The sequence below is a fragment of the Aeromicrobium sp. genome, from assembly GCF_049586495.1.
Classification (GTDB): domain Bacteria; phylum Actinomycetota; class Actinomycetes; order Propionibacteriales; family Nocardioidaceae; genus Aeromicrobium.
The window spans coordinates 1-22,477 of sequence record NZ_JBAVCB010000132.1 but is presented as its reverse complement, the minus strand read 5'-3'; the positions used below and the strand labels follow the sequence as shown (position 1 = coordinate 22,477).

The window sequence follows — 22,477 nt, the reverse complement described above, 5'->3', positions numbered from 1 at the left end:
GCGCAGGGCTCGCGCGACGGCCTTGAACTGGGCCTCGGCGATGTGGTGCGGGTCGCGGCCGTCGACCAAGCGCACGTGCATCGTGATGCCGGCGTGGTGAGCAATCGACTCCAGCACGTGCCCGGTCAGCGAGCCGCTGTACTGGCCGCCGATGATCGCGGTGATCTGGCGCTCCGGCTCGCCGGAGTGCACGAAGTACGGTCGGCCCGAGACGTCGACGACCACCTGGGCGATGGCTTCATCAAGCGGCACCAGGGCATCGCCGTACCGGCGGATGCCGACCTTGTCGCCGAGTGCCTCGCGCAGCGCCTCGCCGATGCAGATCGCGGTGTCCTCGACGGTGTGGTGGGCGTCGATGTGCAGGTCGCCGTCAGCCCGGACCGTGAGGTCGATCAGCGAGTGCCGCGAGAAGGCGGTGAGCATGTGGTCGTAGAACCCGACGCCCGTGGAGATGTCGTTGGCGCCGGTGCCGTCGAGATCGAGCTCGACGACGACGTGCGACTCAGATGTCTTTCGTTCGATGCGTGACACGCGGTTCATGACGCAACGACCTCCTTCAAGGCTGCACGGAATGTACTCATCTCAGCGGGCGTGCCGACCGACACGCGCAGCCATCCTTCAGGTCCAGTCTCCCGTATGAGCACGCCACGGTCGACCAGCCCCTGCCAGATGGCGTGTCGGTCGTCGAACGGCCCGAACAAGATGAAGTTCGCATCGGACTGCGCGACGTGGAATCCCTCGGCCGCCAGCCAAGCCGCGAGCTCGTCGCGCGTGGCCCGCAGCTCGTCAACTCGCATCAGCAGCTCATCGGCATGCCCCAGGGCAGCGAGCGCGGCTGCCTGCTGCACCACCGACAGGTGGTAGGGCAACCGCACGATGCGCAGCGCGTCGATGATCGCCGGATCAGCGGCTACGTAGCCCAGGCGTCCACCGGCGTACGCGAAGGCCTTGCTCATGGTGCGCGTGACCAGCAGGCACCGGTACCGGGGCAGCAGCTCCAGCGCTGTCGGCGTGCCCTCGCGACGAAACTCCGCGTACGCCTCGTCCACGACCACGATGCCCGGCGCGGCATCGGCGATGGCGCTGACCGTGTCGAGCGGCAGCGCCGTGCCAGTGGGATTGTTCGGCGACGTCAGGATCACGACATGCGGCTGCTCGGTCTCGATCAGCCCGAGCGCCGCGTCGAGATCGATGCCGAAATCCTCACGGCGCTGACCCGTGACCCATCGGGTGTGCGTGTTGCGGGCGTACTCGGGGTACATCGAGTAGGTGGGGGCGAACGACACAGCCGTGCGTCCAGGGCCACCGAACGCCTGCAAGATCTGCTGCATGACCTCATTCGAGCCGTTGGCAGCCCAGACCTGCGTGGCGTCCAGTCCATGACCGAGGTAGCCGGCCAGTCCCGCTCGCAGGGCTTTCGCCTCCCGGTCTGGGTAGCGGTTGAGGGTGCCGACCGCGTCGGTCACGGCGCGTGCGATCGACGCGACGACCTCGGCGCTCGGGCCATAGGGATTCTCGTTGGTGTTCAGCTGCACCGCAAGGTCCAGCTGGGGCGCACCGTACGGCTCGTCGTGGCGCAATTCGTCGCGCAACGGCACCCAGTCGGGGGCGCTCATGAACGGCTCAGCCGCGCACTGACCGCCGCACCGTGCGACGGCAGATTCTCGGCATGCGCCAGCGTGACGACGTGCTCGCCCACGTCGCGCAAGGCGTGTTCGGAATAGGTCACCACCTGCATGTTCTTGCAGAACGCACGGACCGACAACCCCGAGGAGTGACAGGCGCACCCAGCGGTGGGGAGCACGTGGTTGGACCCGGCGGCGTAGTCGCCCAGCGACACGGGCGTGAACGGTCCGACGAAGATGGCGCCAGCGTTGACGATGCGGGTGGCGACGGCGCCTGCGTCAGCGGTCTGGATCTCCAGATGCTCGGCCGCGTAGGCATTCGCCACGGCGATGGCCTGATCGATGTCGCGAACCAGAACTGTCGCTGACTGCGGGCCGCTGAGCGCGGTGCGAATGCGTTCGGCGTGCGGCGCGTCGTCGACGCGAATCCTGAGGGCTGCATCGACTCGGTCCGCGAGCGCTTCGCTGTCGGTGATCAGCACCGATGCGGCCATCGGATCGTGCTCGGCTTGGCTCACCAGGTCCGCCGCCACGAAGTCTGCGTCGGCGGCATCGTCGGCAATCACCGCGATCTCAGTGGGACCGGCTTCGCTGTCGATCGCGACAGTTCCCTGCAGGAAGCGCTTGGCGGCAGCCACGTAGATGTTGCCCGGGCCGGTGATGAGGCTGACTGGCTGGCACTCCCCCGCGCCGTAGGCGAACATCGCCATGGCCTGGGCACCGCCGGCCGCATAGACCTCGTCGATGCCCAACAGGGCGCACGCGGCGAGGATCGACGGGTGCGGCCGCCCGCCGTTGTCCTTCGACGGCGGACTGGACAGCGCGATGCCGGGCACCCCGGCGACCTGCGCCGGCACCGCATTCATCAGCACGCTGCTGATCAGCGGCGCCAGACCGCCCGGTACGTAGAGGCCGACTCGCTGCATCGGAACGATGCGTCGTTCCACGACGGCGCCGTCGGCGAGCGCGGTGGTGACGGTGTGCTCAAGCTCGGCCGTGCTGGTTTGTCGCAGCCGACGGATCGACTCCTCCAGCGCTGCCCGGATCGACGGGTCGAGGGTCGCGAGAGCCTCGGACAGCGCCGCAGCAGGCACGCGGAGCGTGTCGGGACGAATTCCGTCGAAGCGCTCGGACGCCTCCATCACCGCGTCAGCACCGCGGTCGCGCACGTCCTCGCAGATCGGGCGCACCGTCGCGAGTGCTTGCTCGACATCGACCGCGGCACGGGGCACGGCACGGCCGTAGACACGCTCCCACTCGTGGGGTGCCGGGTCGAGGGAACGCAGGTCGAGACGACGGATCACACCGCCTAGTCTACGGAGGTGGGTACGGTGTCGTCGTGGCCGGGAAGAAGTCAAGCAACGACGAAGCTGCCGCTGCGACGCCGGCCTACGCCGCGCTCGCCCGCGCCGACGTCCGTTTCACCCCGCACGCCTACCAGCACGACCCGCGTGCCGCATCCTTTGGCACCGAGGCTGCCGACGCGCTCGGCGTCGAACCGCGCCGTGTCTTCAAGACGTTGTTGGTCGATCTTGACGGGTCCCTGGTGGTGGGCGTCGTGCCGGTGTCGGGCTCTCTGGACCTCAAGGCGGTGGCTTCGGCACTGGGCGGCAAGCGGGCCCAGATGGCCAATCCGCAAGCAGCCCAGCGGGCCACGGGGTACGTCATCGGCGGCATCTCGCCCTTCGGGCAACGTCACCACCACCGCACCGTGGTCGACGCCTCCGCCGAGCAGCATCCGACGGTGTTCGTGTCCGCGGGCCGACGAGGGCTCGAGGTCGAGGTGACGCCTCAGGTCTTGCTGTCGATGACCGGCGCCGTCGTGGCATCGGTGTCGCGCTCGTAGGACACCGGCTCGCGACCGCGGCCCCAGCTCACCAGCAGGACACCCACCAAGGCGGCGATCGGCCACGCAAGGAATGGTGAGGCACTGTCGATCATCAGCTCATCGGGCACCGTGTCGCCGATCTGCAGCCCCACCGCCGTCTCGACCGGCGGCGGCCCGACGAACGCCCCCACCTGCCAGGCGACGATGGCCGCGAGCACAGATCCGGCCATGATCGCGACGACCAGCTGCCACCCGGATTCCCCGAACAGCAGCGACAGGACGACCGACCACGCCAGTGCGGCGATCACACCGATCAGCGTGAAGACCACGATCACCTGGAACTGTCCCCGTGAGGCCTCTTCGGTGAGAGACAGGCCGACGTCACGCATCTCCCACTGTCCGGGAGTGGCCATGTGCCACCACACCAGACCAGCGATGACACCCAGGCCCACGGCAGAGACCAGCACGGTCCACGCTCGTCGCCACGCGGACTGCCTCATGCCAGACAACTCGGTCCGAGGAGCTCCTTGAGGTCGGCCACCAAGGCCGAGCTCTGGGCGACCCTCAGGTGCGGGTCGAGTCGCATGGTCTTGGTGCCACTGTTGCTGAGCAGTCGCAGGTGGACCTCGGAGGCGCCCGGGTGAGCCGCGAGGATCTGCTTGAAGGCGCTGACCGTCTCGGTCGTGCACCGCGCCACAGGCATCGTGACGGCTAGCGGGGCATCGGAGCGCGCCGTGTCGATGGCGGGCATCGTGATCTCCTGCGCATGCAGGTCAAGGCCCTCGTCGTTGCTCTTGACGCGCGCCTTGACCACGACAATGGCGTCGTTGACCAGCGAGGGCGCCGCAAGGTTGTAGGCCCCCGGGAACACCATGATCTGCACGGCTCCCTCCAGATCCTCCACGAGGATGGAGGCCCAGGCGTCGCCCTTCTTGGTGATGCGGCGCTGAACGCCGGTGATGAGCCCGCAGATCTTGACCATCGAACCATCACGGTCGGTGTCGGCCAGCAGCTCACCGATCGTGGTGTCGCTGCTGGCTCGCAAGACGTGCTCCAGCCCCAGCAGGGGGTGGTCGGACACGTACAGACCAAGCATGTCGCGCTCCAGCGCCAGCAGCTGGGACTTCTCCCACTCGGGCATGTGAGGCACCACGACGGTGACCCCCGTGAACCCGTCGTCAAGACCGCCGAACAGCGAGTCCTGACCGATGGCGGCACTGCGCTTGAGATCGATGTACTGATCCACGGCTTCCTCGGCCACCGTGGTGAGCGCGCGCCGATGGTGGCCCAGCGAATCGAAGGCACCGGCCTTGATCAGCGAGTCGATGACCCTCTTGTTGCACACGTGCACCGGGACCTTGTCCATGAAGTCGGTGAAGTCGGTGAACGCTCCCTTCTCCTCGCGGGCTGCCACGATCCCGGCCACGACGTTCTCGCCGACATTGCGGATGGCGCCCATCCCGAAGCGAATGTCCGTGCCGACCGAAGCGAAGTTCGACACCGACTCGTTGACGTCGGGCGGCAGCACCTTGATGCCCATGCGGCGGCATTCATTGAGGTAGATCGCGGACTTGTCCTTGTCGCCGCGGGTGCTGGTGAGCAGCGCCGCCATGTACTCGGCGGGGAAGTGCGCCTTGAGGTAGGCCGTCCAGTACGAGATGACGCCGTACGACGCGGAGTGTGCCTTGTTGAAGGCGTAGTCGGCGAACGGCACGAGGATGTCCCACAAGGTCTTGATGGCGCCCTTGGAGAAGCCGCGTTCCATCATGCCCGCCTCGAAGCCGACGAACTCCTGCTCCAGCACCGAGCGCTTCTTCTTGCCCATGGCGCGGCGCAGGTTGTCGGCCTGACCGAGGGAGAATCCGGCCAGCACCTGGGCGATCTCCATGACCTGCTCCTGATACACGATCAGGCCGTAGGTGGTGCCGAGAATCGGCGTGAGCGCCTCGGTCAGCTCCGGGTGGATGAAGTCGATGGCCTGCTTCTTGGTCTTGCGCAGCGCATAGTTGGTGTGGCTGTTGGCGCCCATCGGACCCGGGCGGTACAGCGCGATGACCGCCGAGATGTCCTCAAAGTTGTCCGGCTGCATCTGCTTGAGCAGCTGGCGCATGGGACCGCCGTCGAGCTGAAACACGCCCAGGGTGTCACCGCGACCAAGCAGTGCGTACGCTTCCGGGTCGTCGAAGGCCAGGTCCTCCAGCACGAGGTCGACATCGCGATTGGCCTTGATGTTGGTCAGCGTGTCGTCGAGCACCGTGAGGTTGCGCAGGCCCAAGAAGTCCATCTTGACCAGCCCGAGCGCCTCACACATGGGGTAGTCGAGCTGGGTGATGATCGCGCCGTCCTGCTCGCGCTCCATGATCGGAACGATGTCGATCAGCGGGTCGCTGGACATGATCACGCCGGCAGCGTGCACGCCCCACTGGCGGATCTGGCCCTCCAGACCCACCGCGGTGTCGTAGATCTTGCGAACTTCGGCATCGCTCGCGTGCAGGTCGCGGAACTCCTTGCCGTCGCCGAAACGATCATGACCCTCGTCGAACAGCTGCGACAGCGCCACGCCCTTGCCCATGACGTCGGTCGGCAGAGCCTTGGTGATCTTCTCGCCCATCCCGAACGGGTAGTCGAGCACGCGGTTGGCGTCCTTGATCGCCTGCTTGGCCTTGAGTCGGCCGAAGGTCGCGATCATGGCGACGCGTTCCTCGCCGTACTTGTTGGACACGTAGCGGATGACCTCGGCGCGCCGACGCTCGTCGAAGTCGATGTCGAAGTCGGGCATCGACGGGCGTTCAGGGTTGAGGAATCGTTCGAAGATCAGGCCGTGGGTGAGGGGGCACAGGTCCGTGATGCGCAACGCGTACGCCGCGATGGAGCCCGCGCCCGACCCGCGACCAGGACCGACACGAATCCCGTTGTTCTTGGACCAGTTGATGAAGTCGGCCACCACCAGGTAGTAGCCGCAGTACCCCTTGTCGCGAATGACACCGAGCTCCATGTCGACGCGCGCACGGACCTCGGGGGTGAGCTTCTCGCCGGGATAGCGAGCCTCGATGCCCCGCCAGACCTCCTCGATGAACCAAGAGTCCTCCGAGTGCCCGGCAGGGACGTCGGCGCGAGCCATGTAGCCGCCGTTGGACTCGGTGAACTCCATGTCGCAGCGTTCGGCGATGAGCAGCGTGTTGTCGCACGCCTCCTTCATGCCGTGGGTGTCCTCCCACAGGTCGCGCATCTCGGCGGCGGACTTGATGTAGTAGCCGCCGCCCTGGAACTTCAGCCGCTTGGGATCGGACAACGTCTTGCCGGACGCGACGCAGATCAGCGCGTCCTGGGCAGCGGCGTCCTCCGGCGCGGTGTAGTGCGAGTCGTTGGTGGCCACCGGCGGGATGCCGAGCTCTCGACCGAGCCGCAGCAGGTCGTCGCGTACGGCGTTCTCCATGGCGATGTCATGGTCCATCAGCTCGAGAAAGAAGTTTTCCTTGCCGAAGATCTCCTGCAGCTCGCCGGCCGCCTGGCGAGCCTCGGCGTACTGGCGCAGACGCAGCCGGGTCTGGATCTCGCCGGACATGCAGCCGGTGGTGGCGATGATGCCCTCGGCGTAGCGCGCCAGCAGCTCTCGATCGACACGCGGCTTGTAGTAGTACCCCTCGAGGCTGGCGTACGACGACAGCCGGAACAGGTTGTGCATGCCCTCGGTGGAGTGCGCCAGCATCGTCATGTGCGTGTAGGCCCCGCCACCGGCGACGTCATTGCCGCCCTCGTCCTCGGAGCCGCCCTTGCCCCAGCGGACCCGCTTGCGGTCCGATCGGTGGGTGCCGGGCGTGACGTAGGCCTCCATGCCGATGATCGGCTTGATCCCGTGCTCGCGCGCTTTGCTCCAGAAGGCGTACGCCCCGTGCACGTTGCCGTGGTCGGTCATCGCGATGGCCGGCATCTGGAGTGCCGCTGTGCGCTCGAACAACCCATCGAGCAGGGAGGCACCGTCGAGCATCGAGTACTCGGTGTGCACGTGCAGGTGCACGAAGGACGAGTCACTCGCCATTGCGGAAATTGCCTCCTCGAGAGGGGATGGAAGCGGGGAAGAGTGTCAGCCTACGGCAGTGATCTGGAGCCCTGCGGCGGCACGCCGCAGGGCCCGCGAGTCGGGCTACCGGCTGCTGGCGCGCTCGTACTGGCGGACCGCGAGCGGGGCGAAGATCGCCACGATCACGATGCTGCAGATCACGGTGTAGAGCACCGGGTTCTGCAGGGACCACGGACCGTCGACGACGCCTGGACCGACGTTGCCGAACAGCTCGCGGCACGCCTGGGTGAGCGCAGACACCGGATTCCACTCCACGAACTGCCGGAGCCCGGCCGGGAACGACTCGGTCGGGACGAAGGCGTTGGAGACGAACGTCAACGGCATGATCACGATGAACGACGCGTTGTTGATGACGTCGACGCTCGGCACCAGGAGGCCGACCAGGCCCATGATCCAGCTGATCGCGTAGGCGAACAGCAGCAGGAGCAGGAAGGCCACGATCGCGTCGAGGATGCCTTCGCGGATGCGCCAGCCGACCACGAGACCGGTGAGCGCCATGATGATCAGCGACAACAGGTTGTAGATGACGTCGGACGAGGTGCGGCCGACCAGCACCGCCGAGCTGGACATGGGCAACGATCGGAACCGGTCGATGATGCCCTTCTGCATGTCCTCGGCCAATCCCGCGCCGGTGAAGGTGGCACCGAAGACCACGGTCTGGGCGAAGATGCCAGGTACCAGGAACTCGCGGTAGTTGACGTTGCCGGGAACGTCAATGGCACCGCCGAACACGAAGGCGAACAGCAGCACGAACATGATCGGTGAGATCAGGACGAACACCAGGATCTCGGGCACGCGAATGATCTTGATGACATTGCGCTTGGCGACGACCCAGCCGTCACTGGCGGTCTTGGCGAGCGTGCTCATGAGGCGACCTCCGTGGTCTGGTCGGACGGATCGTCCTCTGACACGTGGCCCGTGAGCTGCAGGAACACATCGTCCAGGGTGGGGCGGCGCAGACCGACGTCAAGTACGTCGATGGACGCCTGCTGGAGGCCGGTGAGGACGGTGATGAGACGACCCGCTCCCCCACCCTCGACGGCGGCGGTGAGCGCTCGGCCGTTGTCAGCCACTCGTACCTCGCCGTGCGCCACCGAGGCGAGGACTCGCACGGCCTCGTCGCGATGGGCGGCGTCGGCCAGCACGACCTCGATGCGCTCACCGCCTGTCTGCGACTTGAGCTCATCGGCGGTACCTCGGGCGATGGCGCGTCCATGATCGATGACCACGATGTTGTCGGCCACCACGTCGGCCTCTTCCAGGTACTGCGTCGTGAGCAGCACCGTGGAGCCCGTGGACACCAGCTCGCGGATGACGTCCCACATCTGCTGGCGGCTACGGACGTCCAGGCCCGTGGTCGGCTCATCAAGAATGAGGACCGGCGGTGCGGCGACCAGGGCACCTGCGAGGTCGAGGCGCCTGCGCATGCCGCCGGAGTAGGTCTTGGAGGGTCGGTCGCCGGCGTCGGCCAGGTCGAAACGCTCGAGCAGCTCACGGGCGCGAGCCGAGGACTTCGTGCGTCCCAGTCCGTAGAGCCGGCCGACCATGTCGAGATTCTCGTAGCCCGTGAGGTGCTCGTCGACCGCCGCGTACTGCCCCGACAGGCCGATGTTGCGGCGGACCCCGTCCGGATTCTTCAGGACGTCGATGCCGTTGATGTGCGCCGTGCCGGCGTCAGGGATCAGCAACGTGGCCAGCACCCGCACCGCGGTGGTCTTGCCCGCACCGTTCGGGCCGAGCAGCCCCAGCACCTCGCCCTCGGGCACGTTCACGTCGAGACCCCGGAGCGCCTCGACCTCCTTGTACTTCTTGACCAGGCCTGTCGCCTGGATCATGTCCGCCATGAGATGGCCTCTCGGTGAGCAGATGTGCGGTCGTTCACGATGATGTCGGACGGGTCCGACACGAAGTCCAGTGCCTCACGCCACCGACCGTGTCGGCGATCGGGACCCCTGAGCAGCGTCAGACCTGCTGATACGTGCTCAGGAAGCTGCCGAGTCGTTGAATGGCCTCTCGCAGGTCCCTGGCCCACGGCAGCGTCACGATGCGCAGGTGGTCCGGCTCGGGCCAGTTGAAGCCCGTCCCCTGGGTGATGAGGATCTTCTCCGATTCCAGCAGGTCGAGCGCGAGTTGTTGGTCATCCTTGATCGGATGGATCTCCGGATCCAGCCGCGGGAACACGTAGAGCGCACCTTGGGGTTGCACCACGCTGACACCCGGAATCTTGCGCAGCTCATCGACAGCGGTGTCGCGCTGCTCGATCAGTCGGCCGCCGGGCAGGATCAGCTCCCTGATCGACTGGTAGCCGCCCAGCGCGACCTGGATGGCGTTCTGGGCTGGCACGTTCGGACACAGCCGCATCGAGCACAGCAGCGTGATGCCCTCGAGATAGTCGCCAGCTCGCTCCAACGGTCCCGTGACCACCAGCCATGCGGCCCGGTATCCGCACACCCGGTAGGCCTTGGACAGGCCGTTGAACGTCAGGGTCAGGACGTCCGGTGCGACGCTGGCCATCGGGATGTGGACGGCATCGTCGTAGAGGATCTTGTCGTAGATCTCGTCGGCCATCAGGATCAGGTCGTGCTTGCGCGCCAGATCGGCGATCGCCGTCAGCGTCTCGCGGGAGTAGACCGCACCGGTGGGGTTGTTGGGGTTGATCACCACGATGACTCTGGTGCGGTCGGTGATCCTGGACTCCAGGTCCGCGAGGTCTGGGTTCCACTCGTTGGCCTCGTCGCACCGGTAGTGCACCGGCACGCCGCCAGCGAGATTGGTGACAGCGGTCCACAGCGGGTAGTCCGGCACTGGGATGAGCACTTCATCCCCGTTGTCGAGCAAGGCCTGCAACGCGATCTGGATCAGCTCGGAGACCCCGTTGCCGATCCAGACGTCGTCGATGTCGATCAGCGGGAATCCTTCCTGGAGCTGATAGTGGTGCACCACGGCGCGCCGAGCCGGCTGGATGCCGCGCGAGTCCGAGTAGCCAGCCGATGACGGCAGACCGGCAATCATGTCCTGCAAGATCTCCGCCGGCGCATCGAAGCCGAACGGCTGCGGGTTGCCGATGTTGAGCTTGAGGATTCGATGACCCTCAGCCTCCAGCTGGGCGGCTCGAGACGCGACCGGGCCCCGAATGTCGTACAGGACATCTCTCAGCTTCTCGGACTGGCGCACCACGTGGCTCATGGCGCAATCCTGCCACCCAGTGCTCGCGTTCCTGGGCTCCCCCGTGGCGAACGGCTCCGTCGGGGTCCCCCTCAGTGGGCTCGAGGCTCAGTCGGCCGAGCGGACGACCTCGAGAGCGGCCTCGAGGTCGTCGGGGTAGATCGAGGAGAAGGTGACCCAGTCGCCCGTGCGCGGGTGGGTGAAGCCAAGCTCCTTGGCGTGCAGCCACTGCCGGTCGAGACCGACCCGGGCCGCCAGGGTCGGATCGGCGCCGTACATCAGGTCGCCGACGCACGGATGGTGCAGCGCTGCCATGTGCACGCGGATCTGGTGCGTGCGACCGGTCTCCAGCTTGATCGTGAGCAGACTCGCGAAGCGATGCGCCTCGAGCGTGTCGTAGTGCGTGATGCTGTCGCGCCCGCCTGCCTTGACGGTGAACTTGAAATCGTGCTTGGGGTGTCGCGCGATGGGCGCGTCGATGGTTCCGGTGTGCGGATCGGGGTGGCCCTGCACCAGCGCGTGATAGGTCTTCTCGACCACGCGATCACGGAAAGCCTGCTTGAGCACCGTGTAGGCGTGCTCGGACTTGGCCACGGCCATCAGGCCGCTGGTGCCGACGTCGAGCCGGTGCACGATGCCTCGCCGCTCGGCCGCCCCCGACGTGGAGATGCGGATCCCGACACCGGACAGGTGGTCGAGCACGGTTGGTCCGTCCCAGCCGACGCTGGGGTGCGCCGCAACGCCCACCGGCTTGTCGACGACCACGATGTCGTCGTCCTCGTGGACGAGGCGCATGCCCTCCACCTCGTGCGCGACGACCATCGCGACGCGAGGCGCCGGGATGGAGGCCTCCAGCAGGGCGCCTGCCTCGACCCGATCAGACTTCGCTGGCGCACGACCGTCCAGCGTGACGTGGCCATCTGCCACCAGCTCACTGGCCCTGGTCCGCGAGAGACCGAGCAGGCGGGCCAGAGCACTGTCGACGCGTTCGCCGGCCAAGCCCTCGGGCACGTGGACGACCTTGTGGTCGACCGGCTCCAGATCGCGCGTCATGACTTCTCCCTCGAGCCGTCGACGCCGACGCCACGGAACGTGCGCCAGATGATGATGCCGGCGGCCAGGGTCAGCGCGATGTCAGCAACGTTGCCGACGAATGGTCCATAGTCGATGAAGTCGACCACCCGACCGCGCAGAGGGGCAGGTTCACGGAACAGCCGATCGGCGAGGTTGCCGGCAGCGCCAGACAGCAACAGACCCAGTCCGACCGCCCACCCACGATCGCGCAGGCGCGTGGCGACTCGGAGGACCCCGATCGTGACGGCGATCGCGAGCACGGTCAACACGATCGTCATGGACGACCCGGTGCCCAGGGCTGCGCCCGCATTGCGCAAGAAGGTCAGCTGGAGCAGCCCAGGAATCAGCTCGACTGATGGCTCACCCTCGAGGAACCGGACGGCCAGCACCTTGGTGACCTGATCGACCGCCAGCGCCACGACTGCCACGATCGTGAACAGACCAACGGCGCTGCCGGAGGTGGAACCTGGCGTGCTGAGCGAACTCAGCGACGTTCCTCGCGCTGCTTGCATGTCATGCACAGTGTGGCACGGGGAAACGCCATCAGCCGCATCTTGCCGATTGCCTCACCGCAGGACTCGCACTGGCCATAGGCACCGGACTCCAGACGGGACAACGCCTTCTCGGTCTGCTGCAGCAGCTCACGCTGATTCGCTGCGAGCGACAGCTCGGCGTCCCGCTCCAGGCCCTTGGACCCCACATCGGCCTGATCATTGCCTGCTCCGTCGACTCCGTCGCGCAGCAGATCCTGCAATTCCTTCGCCGACGCGGTCAGCTCGGCGCGCAGCCGATCGAGGTCGGCCTCGAGCTCGGCGCGGACCGTCTTGGTCTCGGTGACGGTCCAGGGCTTCTCGTCATCTCGGACGACGAGCTTCGTGTTCGGCATGCGGGGAGATTAGACCCGTGGAGCCTCGAAGACAAGTCGGCCCGCCGAGGACGCGAATCTGCCTGGTGGTCCGACACGACGAAGGGCCCGCACCAGATGGTGCGAGCCCCACGTCGGATGGATCAGATCAACCTCAGAACGACTCCTCGTCGCCCAGCAAGGACCGCAGTCGGCGCGGACCGGAGTCGGCAGGCGCCTGCACGGGCTGGGACGAGCTGCTCTCGTTCGCAGCGAGCTGGTCGAGCTGGCTCTGGAAGTAATTCTTGAGCCGGGCGCGATATTCGCGCTCGTAGGCACGCAGGTGCTCGACCTCGCGCTGGATCTCGTACCGCTCGCGCTCGATCGTGGACACCGCCTGCTGGCGACGCTCGTTGGTCTCGTCGTCAAGCTTCTGCGCGCGAATCCGCGCGTCGGTCTCGAGTCGATCAGCCTTGCCGCGGGCTTCGTTGGTGAGCCGCTCTGCCTTGGTGCGCGCTTCACCGACGACCCGGTCGGCCTCTTCCTTGGCCGAATCCATCAGCTGATCGGCATTCGTCGAGGCGATCTCGAGCAGGCGAGCCGCGGCGGACGAGGCATCGCCCATCGTGGGCCTGGCCGGAGCCTCGACTGCTGCAGGTTCGACCACCGGGGACGGCGTGGCCTCCAGCTGCGGTTCCGGCTCGGGCTCGGGCTCGGGGTCTGGCGTGGTGGCAGGCGTGGGCGAAGCGCCCAGGGCGGGAATCAGACCAGTGGGCTCGCCACTGGACGCGGCTGCGACCTTGGCACGAAGCTCTTCGTTCTCGACGGTGAGGCGCTCGAGCTCTGCCTCAACCTCATCGAGGAACTGGTCGACCTCGCCCATGTCATAGCCCTCACGAAGACGGACGGGTGTGAAGCGCTTGTTGCGCACGTCCTCTGGCGTCAATGGCATTGGTACACCTCAGTGGTCGGGGCAGTCCTGTCTGGACTCTTGAAATGCCACCGTACTCTGCCGCACGTCACTTCTGCCACATGCGTCTCCGATGTCGCGGCATGAAAATTTCGTGTCGGCCCACGATCGGGCTGTCAGGCAAAGACGACGACGATGATCTGCATCAGGATATACAGCGCGAACAAGAGCACCATGGGTGACAGGTCGAGCGCAGCTCCGCCCAGGCGGATGGGCGGCAGAACGCCGCGGATGGCTCGCAGGGGCGGATCAGTAGCCGAGTAGATGCCCTCACACAGCACCGCGACGGGCCCCTGGGGGCGCCAGCTGCGGGCGAGCAGCTGCACCCAGTCGAGCACGAACCGGGCCAGCAACATCACGATGGCGATCCAGACGATCAGTTGCAGGATTCCACCGATGGTCTGCACGGTCATGTACTCAGCTCTGGTTGTAGAAACCGCCCGATGCGAGGCGCTGCTTGTCCTCGTCGCTGACGGTGACGTTGGCGGGCGACAGCAAGAATACCTTGGCCGTCACACGGTTGATGGTGCCGTGCACCGCGAAGATCAGACCGGCGGCGAAGTCGACCAGTCGCTTGGCGTCATCGTCGTCGATCTCAGACAAATTCATGATGACGGGGACGCCGGAGCGGTAGTGCTCGCCCACGGTGCGCGCGTCGTTGTAGGTGCGGGGAGTGACCGTCTCGATGCGGGCCAGATCGGTCGGCGCAGGTGCCGTCTGCTGAACCGTGGGAGCGCGGCGTTCGCGGCGCTCGGAGCGCCGCTCCTCGATGGAGGCCACGGGCGCTGGGCGGACCAGCGCGGTGGACCGGGCGGGCTCGCTCACGGCAGGGTCGTCGTCGTAATCCATGTCGAAGTCGTCGTAGTCCGCCTGCTCGACCAGGCCGAGGTATTCGCCGACTTTACGCATTGCGCCAGCCATGATGACTCCGTCCGTGGTGTGCTCGGTGTGACTGAATGACATCACTGAGATTACCGGGTGTTCGGACGTTCTCCGAGTATCGAACGCCCGACGCGCAGGTGTGTCGCGCCAGCTTCTACTGCTTGTTCGAGGTCGGCACTCATTCCGGCCGAGATCATGACAGCCTCTGGATGCTGCTTGCGGAGGTTCTGGCTGATGGCCACGAGGTGCTCGAAGACCGGGCGCGGATCGGCGCCGAGCGGCGCCACGGTCATGACGCCATCGAGTCGCAGGTGCTCGGACGCCACGATGAGGGCGGCCAGCTCATCGACCGCGTCAGGCGGCACGCCGGAGCGGCCGGGGTCCGTCGTGTCGAAGTCAACCTGCACCGAGCAGCCCAGCACCCGACCGGCCGCCTCGGCACCCCGCTGCAACGATCGCGCGAGCTTGGCGCGGTCGACACTGTGGACTGCATCGGCGTAGTGCGCCACTGCTCCAGCCTTGTTGGTCTGCAGCCCGCCGAGAAAGTGCCAACGGACCGGAGCCGTGACCTCGGCGTGCTTGTCGCCCGCTTCGGGGTGGCGATTCTCGCCCACGTCGGTGATGCCGAGGTCGGCCAGCAGCTCGACGTCCGACGCCGGATAGGTCTTGGTCACCGCGATCAGGGTGATCTCGCTGCGATCACGTCCGGCTGCATGACACGCAGCGTGAATGCGCTGTTCGGTCTCGGCCAGTCCTGCGGCGATCTCGTCGCGCCGACTCGTCATCGCAGCACCACGACGCCTCCGAACCGGCCGGACGCGGTGCCCTGACGCCGATAGGAGAACAGCTGTTCGTCCTCGATCGTGCAGGTGTCGGCACCGAGATCGGAGACGTCCACGCCCAGATCGGCCAGTTGCTTGACCACCCCGGCACCGACGTCAAGTGATGGCGTGCCCCACGTGGTGGTGGAGCGCGTCCCGGGTACCGCCCGATCGACCTCGTCGGCCATGAGCTCGGGGACCTCGTAGCAACAGCCGCCGGCCCGGGGCCCGACCCACGCCCGCAGGGACGTGGCCCCGCGGTCACGCAGCGCATCGACCACTGCCGGAACCACGCCGCCGACCAGCCCGACGCGACCGGCGTGGGCAGCGCCGACGAGAAGCGCGTCGACGTCGGCGAGCAGCACGGGCACACAGTCCGCCACTCGCACGAGCAAGGGGATTCCGATCTGGTCAGTGATCACTGCATCGCACACCGGAACCGTGCCAGGACCATCGACTCGCATCAGATCTGCGTAGGCGACGTCGGCGCCATGGACCTGCGCCATCGAGTGCAGCCCGTCCACCGACAACGCCTCAGCGAGCGCCGAGTGATTTCGTACCACGACCGCGGGGTCGTCCCCGCTGGCGCTGCTGAGATTCAGCGACGAGAACGGCCCTTTGCTGTGACCGTCGGACCGATCGGTGAATGCGACCTCGACCCGACCCGACGACTCGCGATGCCAGAACACTCCGTCAGCCTACGACCCGTCTCGCCGCGGGACGCTCAGCGGAGGAAGTCAGGGATGTCGAGGTCGTCGTCATACGCCACCGGTGGCACCTCGGCTGCCGCGATGCGGTCGCCGGGCCGGTGATCCTGGTCCTCACGCGGCGCCGACGTCCGGTTCGGACTGGGCGAGTCGAGGTAGGGATTCGGTGCGTAGGTGTCGGCCGTGGGTGCATCCGGGACACTCGGCTCGGGGGTCGGCTTCTCGACCTCCTTGAGCAGTGCGGGCTGGGCGGAGTCGCGCGTCTTGGGCTCGCCGCCGTCAAATCCAGCCGCGATCACGGTGACCCGGACCTCGTCACCCAGAGCGTCGTCGATGACGGCGCCGAAGATGATGTTGGCCTCGGGGTGCACGGCGTCGGCCACCAGACCGGCAGCCTCGTTGATCTCGAACAGACCGAGGTCGGAGCCGCCTGAGATCGACAGCAGGACGCCGCGGGCGCCCTCGATCGAGGCCTCCAGCAGCGGGCTCGAGACAGCGCTCTCAGCGGCAATGGCCGCGCGGTGCTCGCCACGAGCCGAACCAATGCCCATCAACGCCGAACCGGCGTCCGACATGACCGACTTGACGTCGGCGAAGTCGAGGTTGATCAGGCCCGGTGTCGTGATGAGGTCCGTGATGCCCGAGACGCCTTGGTGCAGGACCTGGTCGGCCTGCCGGAAGGAGTCGAGCAAGCTGACGTTCGGGTCGCTGATCGACAGCAGCCGGTCGTTCGGAATGACGATGAGCGTGTCGACCTCGTCACGCAGCGACTGGATGCCGTCGTCGGCCTGATTGGACCGGTTGCGACCCTCGAACTTGAACGGCCGGGTCACGACACCGATGGTGAGAGCACCCAACGAGCGAGCGATGCGAGCGACGACGGGAGCGCCACCGGTACCGGTGCCGCCGCCCTCGCCGGCCGTGACGAAGACCATGTCGGCGCCGCGGATGGCTGCCTCGATCTCTTCGGCATGGTCCTCGGCGGCCTTCTTGCCGATCTCGGGATTCGCGCCAGCACCGAGCCCACGCGTGGAGTCGCGGCCGACGTCGAGCTTGACGTCAGCGTCGCTCATCAGCAGGGCCTGAGCATCGGTGTTGATCGCGATGAACTCGACGCCCTTGAGGCCCACCTCGATCATGCGGTTGACGGCATTGACGCCGCCGCCACCGATACCGACGACCTTGATCACCGCCAGATAGTTCTGGACCGCCATCGTGTGTGCCTTTCGAGTGCTGGGATTCGCGATTGTGAACTGTAACCCTGAAGTAAAGGGTTGTAGTTATGTCAACCTGTGCTCTGAGTCAGACGGTACGCGCGGGGCGGCTGCGCTCTGGCGCGACACGCCGCGGACGGACTCGCGGATCAACCCAGATGTTCCGCAGGAGGCTCTGTCTCAGTTGCGAGTGGTCGGCTGGTCCGGGGCGCTGACGTCGTACCCCTTGGCCGTGATCTCCAGCAGCTGCTCGAGCACCTCCATCTTGCGTGCTGCCTGCGCCTCGCTCCCCCAGGTCACGGTGCGGCCCTTGGTGAGGTCCAGCACGACCGAGTCCTTGGTCGAGCCAATGATCACCTGGATCTGTTTGCGCAAGCCCGGGTCGTCACGGCGGATCCGGTCGGCGATCGCAGCGACCGCCTGCAGAGTTTGCCATCGCTGTTCTGCGTCGGTGGCCGACACCCGTGCCTCGATGAGACCCTTTGGCGCCTTGCGGTACGACCGGAAGTCGACGCCGAACCGATCGATGCCGCGGAACTCGCCACCGACGCGCGACCACACGACAGCGCTGCGCTCGGTGACGTCGATGGTGACGCCGTGCGGCCACGAGCGCGAGACCTCGACCAGCCGAATGCGCGGCACGGCCTTGACCCTGGCCTCGATGGCGGTCAGATCCACCCGCGCCAACGGGCCACCAAGCGGCACGTCAGCCGCCTTGCGCACCTGCGCGGCGGTGAGCGACGACTGCCCCTCGACCGACACCGTGCGCGCATCGAGCGCCGAGGAGAACCAGATCAACCAGACGAGCGCGCCCATCAGCAGTGCACCGGCCACCGCCAGCAGGATGCGGAACCACCGATGCCGCTGCAGGTCGAGGCGGCGCTCGGTGAATCGGTCTCTCATGCAGATGCCAGCCGGGCCAAGACGTCCGGACCCACGGTGGTGATGTCACCCGCGCCGAGCGTGAGCAGCAGGTCCCCGGGCTGGAGCAGGGGGACGACGACGTCGGCGAGCCCCGACACCGGGCCGCCCAGCGAGGCAGAGGCGCCGCGAATCGCGTTGACGACCAGCGCAGCGGTGACGTCCGGATCGGTATCCTCACGGGCCAGATAGATGTCAGCAACGACCACGGCGTCTGCCGCCGACAACGCCTCGCCCATCTGCGCGCCGTAGATGCGCGTGCGGCTCACGAGGTGCGGTTGAAAGGCGACGACCAGGCGGTCGTCGCCCGCGATGGCTCGCGCCGCAGCGAGATCGGCGCGGATCTCGGTCGGATGGTGGGCGTAGGAGTCGTAGATCCGTACTCCCCCGGCGCTGCCCAGCGATTGCATGCGGCGAGCTGCGCCGGTGTACGTGCTGAGCCCGTCGGCAAGATGAGCCGCGTCGTGGCCCAGCGCCAGTCCAGCGGCCATCGCGAGGAGTGCGTCGACGGCGTAGTGCTGCCCCGGAACCGCCAGTCGCACATCGACCAGTGGCGACCCGTCGAGATGAACCGAGAAGGTGGTGGATGAACCGTCGACCACCAGATCGGTCCCCTGCAGACGCGGTGAGCCGTCAAAGCCGACGGTCCAGACCGCGGCCTGACCGGCGACGTGCTCGGTCAGGACCGTCGCACCGGCGTCGTCGGTGTTCAGGATCACGAAGCCCGAGACCTGTCCCACGAACTGGATGAACGCCGCGGCGTACGCCTCCTCGGTGCCCCACTGGTCCAGGTGGTCGGCGTCCACGTTGGTGACGACGGCGCCGAACGGGGTGTAGACCAAGAAGGCACCATCGCTCTCGTCGGCCTCCGCGACGATGACATCACCTGACCCGCGACGCGCATTGGTGCCGAGGCTCGCCACCTCCGCGCCGATCGCGAACGACGGGTCGGCGCCGGTGGCACGCAGGGCACAGGTCAGCATCGCGGTGGTCGTGGTCTTGCCGTGCGTCCCGGCGACAGCGACCGCCCGACCGCCGAGCAGCACCGACTGCAATCCCGCCGAGCGCGGCCACAGGCGAAGACCCAGCCTGCGCGCCTCGACGATCTCGGCGTTGTCCTCGCGCACCGCGGTGGTGGCGATGACCGTGTCGACGTCAGACAGGTGAGCTGCGTCGTGCCCGACGTGGCACGTGATGCCCTCGGCCTGGAGCGCCTGCAGGACCGTCGAGTCGGCGGCGTCGCTGCCCGTGACCGTGACGCCCTGACCCACCATGAGTCGCGCGATGGCCGACAGTCCGGCGCCGCCGATGCCCACGAAGTGCACCCGACCGAGCTGGTCGGCCGGCAAGATCACGTCGGGGATGTCGATTCTCATCGTCCAGGCCTCATCGACAGGCCTCGCGCACCATGTCAGCCAACCGTTCGTCGGCGTCGTGGCGGACGATGTCCGAGGCAGCGCGCGACATGGCTCCCAGACGACCCGTGTGGGACACCAGCGGAATCACGACGTTGTCGATCCACGTGGACGTGAGCGCCGCGTCATCGATCAACAGCGCGCCACCGGCCTGCACCACCGGATGGGCGTTGAGCGCTTGCTCGCCATTGCCGTGCGGCAGCGGCACGAAGGCCGCTGGCAGTCCAACCGCTGCGACCTCGGTGACCGTGTTCGCGCCGGCACGGCACACGATCAAGTCAGCGGCCGCGTAGGCCAGATCCATGCGCTTGATGTATGCCGTGACGACGTACGGCGGATCGCCGGGACGTGGCTCGACGATCGCCTCGTCGACCCGCCCGGCCGCGTGCAGCACCTGCACTCCTGCTTCGCCGAGGTCGCGGGCGGCACCGGCCACAGCGCGGTTGATCCGCCGAGCACCTTGGGAGCCACCGGTCACGAGCAGCGTCGGACGGTCCGGATCGAGCCCGAAGTGGGCCCGCCCCTCCGCCCGCTTCGCGGCACGGTCCAGCGTCGAGATCTCGCGACGAATCGGCAGCCCGATGTAGCGGGCGTGCGGCAGGTCGGTGTCCGGAAAGCTGGTGGCGACGAACTCGGTGAACTTGGCGCCAACCTTGTTGGCGACACCGGGGACGGCGTTCCCCTCGTGCACCACCAACGGGATGCCGCGACGTCGGGCCACCAGGTAGGCGGGCACCGACACGTAACCTCCGAAACCGACGATGACGTCGGGGCGTACCCGATCGACGACTGCTCCGGTCGCCTTGATGGCCGCCCGCAACTTTCCGGGGACCATGATCAGGTCCTTTCCGGGCTTGCGTGGCAACGGCACCGGCGGCACGAGCTCCAACTGATATCCGGCCTCCGGGATCAGCGTGACCTCAAGCCCCCGGGGCGTGCCGAGGCAGGTGATCTCAGCACCGCCGTCACGCAGGACTGCGGCTGTGGCAAGCAACGGAGAAGTGTGGCCAGCGGTTCCTCCGCCAGCGAGCAGGACACGCACGATTCAGACCTTACGCACGTTGCGTGGGCGCGCAGAACGCCCCCGGGCCTTCGCGGCACGGCCGATCTCCAGAGCTCGGCGGGCTCCCGGTTCGGTGGTCGCGCAGTTGAGCAGCACACCCATGGCCACCAGCGTGACCAGCAGGCTGGATCCGCCATAGGACATCAGGGGAAGTGGGATGCCGATGACCGGCAACAGACCCAGCACCATGCCCACGTTGATCGCGGTCTGCACCACGATCCAGATCGTGATGCCAGCCGCCACGTAGCGGGCAAAGGGGTCGCGAGCGCGGGTGGCGATGCGGATGCCGGCGACGGCGAGCACGAGGAACAACATCAGCACGACCAGCGTGCCGAGCAGACCGAGCTCCTCGCCCATGACAGCCAGGATGAAGTCGGTGTGCGCCTCGGGGAGCGCGCCCCACTTCTGTCGGCTTCCTCCCAGGCCTACGCCCCAGAAGCCGCCGCGCGCCAACGCCATGCTGGCGTGGATGGACTGATAGCCGGCGTTGTCGGGATCGGCCAAGGGGTTGGTGAAATTCAGCAGGCGCGCGACGCGGTGCGGTGCGGTGGCGACGAACAGCACCAGCACAGCGAACACACCTGCCCCCACGGCCATCATCAACTTGGACGGCAGGCCCGCGACCCACAACATGCCAACGATCAGGGCGAAGAGCACCAGCGCAGTACCCAGGTCGTGCTGCAACACCACGAGCATGGCAATGAACAGCGTGACCGGAACCATCGGCAGCAGGATCAACCTGGGCGTGTCCAGAGCCTTCTCGTGGCTGGCAAACCAGTGAGCGATCCACAGCACGACCGCGAGCTTGGCGAACTCCGACGGTTGCAGCAGGAAACCGCCGAACAGCGGGATCCAGTTCTTGTTCCCGCGGATCTCGATGCCGATGAAGAAGGTGGCCATGATCAGACCGACCGAGACGAGAAGCACGGGCAGCACCAGCTTGCGCATGGTCGCCAGCGGCATCTTGGCTGCGATGACGGCGCCTCCGAGTCCGACCATGGCGAACATCAGCTGGCGGATGATGACAGCGTAGGAGTTGCCGTCGTTGGAGGTGGCTGAATAGACCGAGCTGGCGCTGAGCACCATGATCAGGCCTAGACCGAGCAGGAGGGCGGCGGCGCCGAGCACCAGCTGGTACGACGCCAGAGGGCGCTCGAGCAGCCGTCGGGTGTTTTCGACGATCGCCGGCGGCCGGCGTTCGACGGTCGCGCTCATCCGGTGCGTCCAATCATGGGGGAAGGTGGACTCATCACTAGGACGTGGTCTGCCGCCTGGCAACCGAGTCGGCGAAACTCTCGCCACGGGCCGCGTAGTTGACGAACTGGTCCATGGAGGCGCACCCCGGGGCCAACAGCACCGTGTCGCCCGGCTGGGCGAGCGATGTGGCGACCTCGACGACACGATCCATGGGATCAGTGTCGCCCGTGTCCACCTCGACCACGGGCACATCGGGCGCGTGTCGTGCGAGAGCATCAGCAATGACCGAGCGGTCGGTCCCGATCAGGACGACCGCTCGGAGCCGATCTCGAGCCTGCTCGACCAGGTCGTCGAACGTCGCACCCTTGGCGAGTCCCCCGGCGATCCACACCGCGCTCTCGACCCCGAGCAGCGACGCCAACGCGGCGTGCGGATTGGTGGCCTTGGAGTCGTCGACGTATCGGACCTCGCCGACCGTGGCGATCTCGGCGATGCGGTGGGCGTCTGGCGTGAAGCTGCGCAGACCCTCGCGCACGGCTCGCGGCGACACCCCGTGGGCGCGCGCGAGGGCAGCCGCGGCCAGTGCGTTGGCGATGAGGTGCGGGGGTGGGGCGACCCCCAGATCGCTGAGAGTGCCGAGCTCTGCGGCGTTGGAGACACGCTCCTTCAC

The 22,477-nt window shown here is 67.1% G+C and carries 23 protein-coding genes; 1 reads left to right on the top strand and 22 read right to left on the bottom strand.

Annotated features, from left to right (window positions below):
- The 3 genes from hisB to hisD all read right to left on the bottom strand — a co-directional run.
- The coding region (gene hisB / locus WB508_RS07110) for an imidazoleglycerol-phosphate dehydratase HisB (protein ID WP_423844186.1) at positions 1-540 on the bottom strand (540 nt) is incomplete at its 3' end.
- Positions 537-1,616, bottom strand: coding sequence for a histidinol-phosphate transaminase (locus WB508_RS07105; protein ID WP_423844185.1), 1,080 nt, complete (start codon positions 1,614-1,616; stop codon positions 537-539). The genes hisB and WB508_RS07105, both read right to left, overlap by 4 nt.
- Positions 1,613-2,929 (bottom strand): histidinol dehydrogenase, encoded by a 1,317-nt coding sequence (hisD, locus tag WB508_RS07100; protein ID WP_423844184.1) that lies wholly within the window; start codon positions 2,927-2,929, stop codon positions 1,613-1,615. Before hisD ends, WB508_RS07105 begins: the two co-directional genes overlap by 4 nt.
- Before the next feature lie 35 nt (positions 2,930-2,964).
- Between hisD and ybaK the strand changes: the two genes are divergently transcribed.
- On the top strand, positions 2,965-3,471 hold the full coding sequence (gene ybaK, locus WB508_RS07095) for a Cys-tRNA(Pro) deacylase (RefSeq protein WP_423844183.1): 507 nt from the start codon (positions 2,965-2,967) through the stop codon (positions 3,469-3,471).
- Here ybaK and WB508_RS07090 read toward each other — a convergent pair.
- From WB508_RS07090 to WB508_RS07000, 19 genes are all read right to left on the bottom strand, one after another.
- Positions 3,417-3,953 (bottom strand): hypothetical protein, encoded by a 537-nt coding sequence (locus tag WB508_RS07090; RefSeq protein WP_423844182.1) that lies wholly within the window; start codon positions 3,951-3,953, stop codon positions 3,417-3,419. The two genes, ybaK and WB508_RS07090, sit on opposite strands and share 55 nt — an antisense overlap.
- On the bottom strand, positions 3,950-7,492 hold the full coding sequence (dnaE, locus tag WB508_RS07085) for a DNA polymerase III subunit alpha (protein WP_423844181.1): 3,543 nt from the start codon (positions 7,490-7,492) through the stop codon (positions 3,950-3,952). The genes WB508_RS07090 and dnaE overlap by 4 nt, the downstream gene beginning before the upstream one ends.
- Positions 7,493-7,597: 105 nt before the next feature.
- Entirely contained in the window at positions 7,598-8,401 is an 804-nt protein-coding gene (locus tag WB508_RS07080) for an ABC transporter permease (RefSeq protein ID WP_423844180.1), read from the bottom strand.
- Positions 8,398-9,378, bottom strand: coding sequence for an ATP-binding cassette domain-containing protein (locus tag WB508_RS07075; protein WP_423844179.1), 981 nt, complete (start codon positions 9,376-9,378; stop codon positions 8,398-8,400). Before WB508_RS07075 ends, WB508_RS07080 begins: the two co-directional genes overlap by 4 nt.
- Positions 9,379-9,496: 118 nt before the next feature.
- A complete protein-coding gene (locus WB508_RS07070) occupies positions 9,497-10,720 on the bottom strand; it encodes a pyridoxal phosphate-dependent aminotransferase (protein ID WP_423844178.1) in 1,224 nt (407 codons plus the stop codon).
- 87 nt (positions 10,721-10,807) lie between these two features.
- The gene (locus WB508_RS07065; protein WP_423844177.1) at positions 10,808-11,752 is read right to left on the bottom strand and encodes an RluA family pseudouridine synthase; all 945 of its coding nucleotides are present in this window, start codon (positions 11,750-11,752) and stop codon (positions 10,808-10,810) included.
- On the bottom strand, positions 11,749-12,285 hold the full coding sequence (locus tag WB508_RS07060; protein ID WP_423844176.1) for a signal peptidase II: 537 nt from the start codon (positions 12,283-12,285) through the stop codon (positions 11,749-11,751). Before WB508_RS07060 ends, WB508_RS07065 begins: the two co-directional genes overlap by 4 nt.
- Entirely contained in the window at positions 12,258-12,659 is a 402-nt protein-coding gene (locus WB508_RS07055) for a TraR/DksA family transcriptional regulator (protein ID WP_423844175.1), read from the bottom strand. The genes WB508_RS07060 and WB508_RS07055 overlap by 28 nt, the downstream gene beginning before the upstream one ends.
- Before the next feature lie 133 nt (positions 12,660-12,792).
- The gene (locus tag WB508_RS07050) at positions 12,793-13,569 is read right to left on the bottom strand and encodes a DivIVA domain-containing protein (RefSeq protein WP_423844174.1); all 777 of its coding nucleotides are present in this window, start codon (positions 13,567-13,569) and stop codon (positions 12,793-12,795) included.
- Between the two features lie 134 nt (positions 13,570-13,703).
- Entirely contained in the window at positions 13,704-14,000 is a 297-nt protein-coding gene (locus tag WB508_RS07045) for a YggT family protein (protein WP_423844173.1), read from the bottom strand.
- 4 nt (positions 14,001-14,004) lie between these two features.
- Entirely contained in the window at positions 14,005-14,508 is a 504-nt protein-coding gene (locus WB508_RS07040; protein ID WP_423844187.1) for a cell division protein SepF, read from the bottom strand.
- Between the two features lie 50 nt (positions 14,509-14,558).
- Positions 14,559-15,254, bottom strand: a complete 696-nt coding sequence (locus WB508_RS07035; protein WP_423844172.1) for a YggS family pyridoxal phosphate-dependent enzyme — start codon at positions 15,252-15,254, stop codon at positions 14,559-14,561.
- Complete coding sequence (locus WB508_RS07030) at positions 15,251-15,979, bottom strand: polyphenol oxidase family protein (RefSeq protein ID WP_423844171.1); 729 nt, start codon at positions 15,977-15,979, stop codon at positions 15,251-15,253. The genes WB508_RS07035 and WB508_RS07030 overlap by 4 nt, the downstream gene beginning before the upstream one ends.
- A gap of 35 nt (positions 15,980-16,014) precedes the next feature.
- Positions 16,015-17,211 carry a cell division protein FtsZ gene (gene ftsZ, locus WB508_RS07025; protein ID WP_423844170.1) on the bottom strand — a complete coding sequence of 399 codons (1,197 nt, stop codon included), beginning with the start codon at positions 17,209-17,211 and terminating at the stop codon, positions 16,015-16,017.
- Positions 17,212-17,391: 180 nt separating this feature from the next.
- A complete protein-coding gene (locus WB508_RS07020) occupies positions 17,392-18,114 on the bottom strand; it encodes a cell division protein FtsQ/DivIB (RefSeq protein WP_423844169.1) in 723 nt (240 codons plus the stop codon).
- Positions 18,111-19,508 carry a UDP-N-acetylmuramate--L-alanine ligase gene (gene murC, locus WB508_RS07015; protein WP_423844168.1) on the bottom strand — a complete coding sequence of 466 codons (1,398 nt, stop codon included), beginning with the start codon at positions 19,506-19,508 and terminating at the stop codon, positions 18,111-18,113. The genes WB508_RS07020 and murC overlap by 4 nt, the downstream gene beginning before the upstream one ends.
- A 10-nt stretch (positions 19,509-19,518) precedes the next feature.
- Positions 19,519-20,589, bottom strand: coding sequence for an undecaprenyldiphospho-muramoylpentapeptide beta-N-acetylglucosaminyltransferase (gene murG / locus WB508_RS07010; RefSeq protein ID WP_423844167.1), 1,071 nt, complete (start codon positions 20,587-20,589; stop codon positions 19,519-19,521).
- Between the two features lie 3 nt (positions 20,590-20,592).
- Complete coding sequence (gene ftsW / locus WB508_RS07005; RefSeq protein ID WP_423844166.1) at positions 20,593-21,825, bottom strand: putative lipid II flippase FtsW; 1,233 nt, start codon at positions 21,823-21,825, stop codon at positions 20,593-20,595.
- Between the two features lie 37 nt (positions 21,826-21,862).
- The coding region (locus WB508_RS07000; RefSeq protein ID WP_423844165.1) for a glutamate ligase domain-containing protein at positions 21,863-22,477 on the bottom strand (615 nt) is incomplete at its 5' end.

Bases quoted from the DNA above. Each gene is read 5' to 3' on its own strand.
- WB508_RS07105 (WP_423844185.1), bottom strand. From the start codon at position 1,616: ATGAGCGCCCCCGACTGGGTGCCGTTGCGCGACGAATTGCGCCACGAC.
- WB508_RS07090 (WP_423844182.1), bottom strand. From the start codon at position 3,953: ATGAGGCAGTCCGCGTGGCGACGAGCGTGGACCGTGCTGGTCTCTGCC.
- dnaE (WP_423844181.1), bottom strand. From the start codon at position 7,492: ATGGCGAGTGACTCGTCCTTCGTGCACCTGCACGTGCACACCGAGTAC.
- WB508_RS07080 (WP_423844180.1), bottom strand. From the start codon at position 8,401: ATGAGCACGCTCGCCAAGACCGCCAGTGACGGCTGGGTCGTCGCCAAG.
- WB508_RS07075 (WP_423844179.1), bottom strand. From the start codon at position 9,378: ATGGCGGACATGATCCAGGCGACAGGCCTGGTCAAGAAGTACAAGGAG.
- WB508_RS07070 (WP_423844178.1), bottom strand. From the start codon at position 10,720: ATGAGCCACGTGGTGCGCCAGTCCGAGAAGCTGAGAGATGTCCTGTAC.
- WB508_RS07065 (WP_423844177.1), bottom strand. From the start codon at position 11,752: ATGACGCGCGATCTGGAGCCGGTCGACCACAAGGTCGTCCACGTGCCC.
- WB508_RS07060 (WP_423844176.1), bottom strand. From the start codon at position 12,285: ATGCAAGCAGCGCGAGGAACGTCGCTGAGTTCGCTCAGCACGCCAGGT.
- WB508_RS07055 (WP_423844175.1), bottom strand. From the start codon at position 12,659: ATGCCGAACACGAAGCTCGTCGTCCGAGATGACGAGAAGCCCTGGACC.
- WB508_RS07050 (WP_423844174.1), bottom strand. From the start codon at position 13,569: ATGCCATTGACGCCAGAGGACGTGCGCAACAAGCGCTTCACACCCGTC.
- WB508_RS07045 (WP_423844173.1), bottom strand. From the start codon at position 14,000: ATGACCGTGCAGACCATCGGTGGAATCCTGCAACTGATCGTCTGGATC.
- WB508_RS07040 (WP_423844187.1), bottom strand. From the start codon at position 14,508: ATGGCTGGCGCAATGCGTAAAGTCGGCGAATACCTCGGCCTGGTCGAG.
- WB508_RS07035 (WP_423844172.1), bottom strand. From the start codon at position 15,254: ATGACGAGTCGGCGCGACGAGATCGCCGCAGGACTGGCCGAGACCGAA.
- ftsZ (WP_423844170.1), bottom strand. From the start codon at position 17,211: ATGGCGGTCCAGAACTATCTGGCGGTGATCAAGGTCGTCGGTATCGGT.
- WB508_RS07020 (WP_423844169.1), bottom strand. From the start codon at position 18,114: ATGAGAGACCGATTCACCGAGCGCCGCCTCGACCTGCAGCGGCATCGG.
- murC (WP_423844168.1), bottom strand. From the start codon at position 19,508: ATGAGAATCGACATCCCCGACGTGATCTTGCCGGCCGACCAGCTCGGT.
- ftsW (WP_423844166.1), bottom strand. From the start codon at position 21,825: ATGAGCGCGACCGTCGAACGCCGGCCGCCGGCGATCGTCGAAAACACC.